Below are 4116 nucleotides of genomic sequence, written 5' to 3'. Positions count from 1 at the left end.
CACGGCCCGCCACTCGCGGTCGGGGCCGCCCGGCACGGTGCGGCCCTGGGCGGCCCAGGCGGCGGCCAGCTCCTGGTAGATGGGCGGCTCGGCGGCGGGCGCGGGCGGCGGGCCGCTCTCCGTGCGGCTGGCGGGGATGAACACCTGTCGGCGCCAGGCGCGTTCGGGCTCCGGCATGTCTGTCACCTCGGATTCGCGGGAGGGGTCCTCGACACCCATACCGTGCGGCGGGCCCGTTCACGGCCCGGATGGGCCATTCGGGCCATTCATCGTCACGGACAGCAACCGCTGCCCTTTCTGTCCGTTGATGCTCACAGATCTCCGCACGTGGGGTCGCACTCAATGAGGAGCCAACATGCAGAAGTTGTGGTCGGCCGCGACCGTCGCCGCAGCCGTCTCCGGTGTCACGATGATGGTGGCGCCGCAGGCGATGGCCATCGGGAACGAAGACGGCTCCACGGCGTTCAGCGGGAACGAGAGCCAGCAGGAGTTCGGCGAGTCGAAGACCGCGGGCGACATGAGCCCGCAGATGAGCCTGGTCCAGGGGACGCTGGACAAGCTCTGCGTCGGTGCGGCGCAGAAGGTCAACGTGCAGTCCGTCCTCGCGCTGATCAACATCGGTGTGCAGGACATCCCGGTCCTGTCGCCGCAGCAGAACCAGCAGTGCACCGAGAACTCCAGCGAGTCCAAGAAGGACGAGCCGCTCTCGCACGTCCTCAACAACATCCCGGTCCTCTCGGGCAACGGCGCCAACGGCAGCTGAGTCCCTCCCCCGGCACCGGCCCGCGCGGCCCGGTCCGGACCCACCGGGCTGCCGGTACCTCCCCTTCCCGGGTCGGTGCCGGCAGCCCGGCTTTTTCCCGTTCCCGTCCCCCCTGCCGCGCGGGTTTTCCCACCGCCGGGGACGTCCCGTTCGCCGTACTGGCTCGTTGGTCCTGGTGAGACGAGCACAAGGAGGCACTCCATGACCGCCCCGACGACGCGGCCCCCGTCCCGGATGCGCAACCCGGCCGTGGTGCTGCCCGCCGCGATGCGCCCGCTCCTGGACATCTTCGAGGCCGCCAAGCAGGGCGGGGTGCCCCAGCCGACGCTGGAGCTGGTCCATCTGCGGGCCAGCCAGATCAACGGCTGCAGCTACTGCGTGTACGGAGGCGTGGCCAGTGCCAGGAAGGCGGGCGAGAGCGACGAGCGGCTGCACTCGGTGGCCGCCTGGCGCGAGGCGGGCTGCTTCACCGAACCCGAGCGCGCGGCGCTGGCCCTCACCGAGGCCGCGACCCGGCTGGCCGACCGCCCCGACCCGGTGCCGGACGCGGTGTGGGACGAGGCCGCCCGCCACTACGACGAGTCGCAGCTCGCCGCCCTCACGCTGATGATCGCCCTGACGAACCTGTTCAACCGGCTCAACGCGACGACGCGGCAGCCGGCGGGGGCCACCTGGTAGGTGCGGCGCCTCTCACGCCGACGCGTCCGGGCAGGACCCGTCCCGGGGACGTCTCCGTACGTCTCCCTACGTCTCAGAGCGGAAGCGTTATCCCGAGTTCGCGCATCGCCGAGGACGGCGGTCCGCCCTCCGAACGCTCCGTCTTGCGCCCCTTGCTGCCCGGGGCGAGCGTGCGCGGGTCGATGGCCTCGGCCGGGGCGCCCGTCGCGTACAGCCCGTCGGGCTCGCTGTCGCGGTCGTGCGGCAGCACCCAGAACACCCGCCGGCGCCAGGTGCCCGAGGACGGCGACGCCTTCGCCTTGGGGCCGAGCAACGCATAGCCCACCATGCGCCCGTCGCGGTGGTAGGCGGGCTTGCTGCGCCGCGTCGGCAGCCGGTCCAGGCTCTGGCGCACGTAGTCGAGCACGGAGATGTCCTCCAGCCACACCAGCTCGGTCTCGTGGCTGATCTCGTCGTCGGTGATCAGGGAACTCATGCCCTCTCCTCGTCGGCGAGCAGTCCGATGCCCGGGTAGTACTTCCGCGAATTGGACAAGATCATCTCCTTGGGCGAGGCGAGCCCGACCAGTTCGCGTGCGCGCGCGGCGAACGCGCGGGAGGTGATGACGGGTGCCCCCTCATTCTGACACCAGGCCCGGTACGCGGCGTAGAGGCGGGTCTGCTCCGCCCGGTGGTCGGGGTGCAGGGCGCAGGTCTCCTCGAAGAAGCGGCCGGTGTGGTCCTCGGTCTCCGCGTACACGGTCGTGGCGATCCGTACGCGCTCGGGCCCGGTGAGGTCCTTGTCGCCGCCCAGATAGCGGCGGGCGCCCTCGATCAGCCAGTTCAGGATGCCCGGGCCCTCCTCGGTGACCAGGACGTCCGCCAGGTTGTCGATCTTGCGTTCGTCGGAGACGACGCGTTCGAAGGGAATCAGCCGCATCCGGCGCCAGAAGGCGAAGCCGCCGGTGCCGACCTCGGGGCGGTGGTTGCCGAGCAGCCAGAGCTTGTGGGTGGGCTGGAAGCTGAAGAAGTCCTGGCGCATCCGGCGGGCCTTGATGCGGTCGCCGCCGGTGAGCAGCTTGACGCGGGCCTCGTCGAACTTGTCGCCGGGCTTGACCTCGGAGCAGACGATGACGCGCCGCCCGTGGAGCTCGGCGAGGTCGGTGGGGTGCCCCTCGAAGGGCCGGGCCATCAGGAACCCGGGCGGGCCCGCGTCGGCGTAGTCGCCGAGCAGCTTCATGACCACGTCCAGAAGGACCGACTTGCCGTTCTTGCCCGATCCGAACAGGAACGGCATGATCTGCCCGCCCACGTCGCCGGTGATCGAGTAGCCGAGCAGCAGATGCAGGAAACCGATCATCTCCGCCGATTCGGCGTCCTCGCCGAACGTGTCGGTCAGGAACCGGTTCCAGCGCGGGGTCGGCATCTGCCGGGGCCCGGTCGAGGTCGAGCGGGAGTGGAAGTCCTTGTTCGGGTCGGGCGTGCGCAGCAGCCCGGTGCGCAGGTCGACGATCCCGGCGGGCGTGCACAGCGCGTACGGGTCGGCGTCGAGGAGCGCCGCGTTCAGGACCATGCCGGGGGCCGAACGGGCCTGTACGAGCATCGCGTTCATCCCGGCCGTCGACAGGGCCCGGCGGCGGTGCTGCTGGAGCGACTGGACGGTGTAGAGGCCGCGCGGGTCGCTGTCGGCGATGTTCTCGGCCAGGTCGCCGGCCGCCCACATCACGGTGTCGTCCTCGTCGAGCTGCCAGCGGGTGGTGTCCCAGCGGTACCAGCCCAGGCCCGGCACATGCCGGTAGTCGTCCGCGAACAGCCTCACGAACAGCTTGGCGTTGCCCCGGTCGGTGAGCGTGTCGGGCAACAGCCCGGCGGGCGTGGCCTGGACGCCCTCCTGGAGGGGCTGTACGGCCTCTGTACGGCCCTCTGCGCCGCTCTGGGCGGGCAGCGTGGGTCCGACGGGCGCGGAGGCCTGGGAGTGCGCCAGGATCTGCGAGGCGACCGTCTGCGGATCGAAGTCGAACAGCACGTCGTCGTTGCGGCCTTGGCCGGAGGCGTTCACGGGCGGCTCCGGAGCTGAAGGGGGTGGCGCGCGCCCGCGGTGAGGCCGCCTCGGACGATCGGGGCGGCCCTGCGGTCCTGGCCGGGGCGGGCGAACTCGGCGGCGTCCAGCAGCACCCGCTCGGCGGCGGCCTCGCCCAGGTACCCGGCGGCCACCAGGCCGCCCACGGTGTACGCGGCCCGGTTCAGCTTGTCCGTGAAGCCCGCGCCCTCCGGTACCGAGGCGCAGTCGGCGACCTCGGCCAGGGCGGCGGCCAGGACCCGGGCGGCCCGGTCGCGGCCGCCGCCCGCCGCGATGACGGCCCGTCGGGCGGGAGAGGGACCCGGCTGGGGCTTCGCGGCGAGTACGCGGTTGGCGCGCAGGTGCCCCGTACGGGAGAGCTCCTCGGCGAGCCAGGAGGGCAGCGGGGCGGGCTCCTTGGCGCCTTCCAGGGGCGTGTAGGTCCCGGCGGGCGTCACCGTGCCCGGGGCGACGATGTAGCCGCCGTGGGCCCGTACGTCGACCTGCCAGGCCAGCGAGGCGCCGCCGCCCTGCCCGACGGAGGAGTGCCAGCGGCGGTCGTCCTCGGGGGCCCGGTACCAGACGTGCAGGCCGCCCGAGGGCGTACGGACGCGCAGGGTCGAGGCGTCGTCCGCGGG

The 4116-nt window shown here is 72.3% G+C and carries 5 protein-coding genes; 2 read left to right on the top strand and 3 right to left on the bottom strand.

The window, feature by feature from the left end:
• The first annotated feature begins 355 nt into the window (after positions 1–355).
• Positions 356–763, top strand: coding sequence for a rodlin (locus tag A8W25_RS06025; RefSeq protein ID WP_067157143.1), 408 nt, complete (start codon positions 356–358; stop codon positions 761–763).
• A gap of 201 nt (positions 764–964) precedes the next feature.
• A complete protein-coding gene (locus A8W25_RS06020) occupies positions 965–1441 on the top strand; it encodes a carboxymuconolactone decarboxylase family protein (RefSeq protein ID WP_067157140.1) in 477 nt (158 codons plus the stop codon).
• A gap of 73 nt (positions 1442–1514) precedes the next feature.
• On the opposite strand, the gene A8W25_RS06015 is transcribed toward A8W25_RS06020, so the two are convergent.
• The 3 genes from A8W25_RS06015 to A8W25_RS06005 form a co-directional block, all read right to left on the bottom strand.
• The gene (locus A8W25_RS06015; RefSeq protein ID WP_067157137.1) at positions 1515–1916 is read right to left on the bottom strand and encodes a DUF6009 family protein; all 402 of its coding nucleotides are present in this window, start codon (positions 1914–1916) and stop codon (positions 1515–1517) included.
• Complete coding sequence (locus tag A8W25_RS06010; RefSeq protein ID WP_067157134.1) at positions 1913–3478, bottom strand: DNA primase family protein; 1566 nt, start codon at positions 3476–3478, stop codon at positions 1913–1915. Before A8W25_RS06010 ends, A8W25_RS06015 begins: the two co-directional genes overlap by 4 nt.
• Positions 3475–4116 (bottom strand): bifunctional DNA primase/polymerase (locus A8W25_RS06005; RefSeq protein WP_199831680.1); only part of this gene is annotated, 642 nt, incomplete at its 5' end. The genes A8W25_RS06010 and A8W25_RS06005, both read right to left, overlap by 4 nt.

Origin of the sequence: Streptomyces sp. ERV7, from assembly GCF_001653515.1 — a bacterium.
Classification (GTDB): Bacteria; Actinomycetota; Actinomycetes; order Streptomycetales; family Streptomycetaceae; genus Streptomyces.
This window is presented reverse-complemented; position numbering and strand designations above follow the sequence as displayed.

Excerpts from the sequence above, each read along its gene's own strand:
- A8W25_RS06020 (WP_067157140.1), top strand. The coding sequence starts at position 965 with ATGACCGCCCCGACGACGCGGCCCCCGTCCCGGATGCGCAACCCGGCC.
- A8W25_RS06025 (WP_067157143.1), top strand. The coding sequence starts at position 356 with ATGCAGAAGTTGTGGTCGGCCGCGACCGTCGCCGCAGCCGTCTCCGGT.
- A8W25_RS06015 (WP_067157137.1), bottom strand. The coding sequence starts at position 1,916 with ATGAGTTCCCTGATCACCGACGACGAGATCAGCCACGAGACCGAGCTG.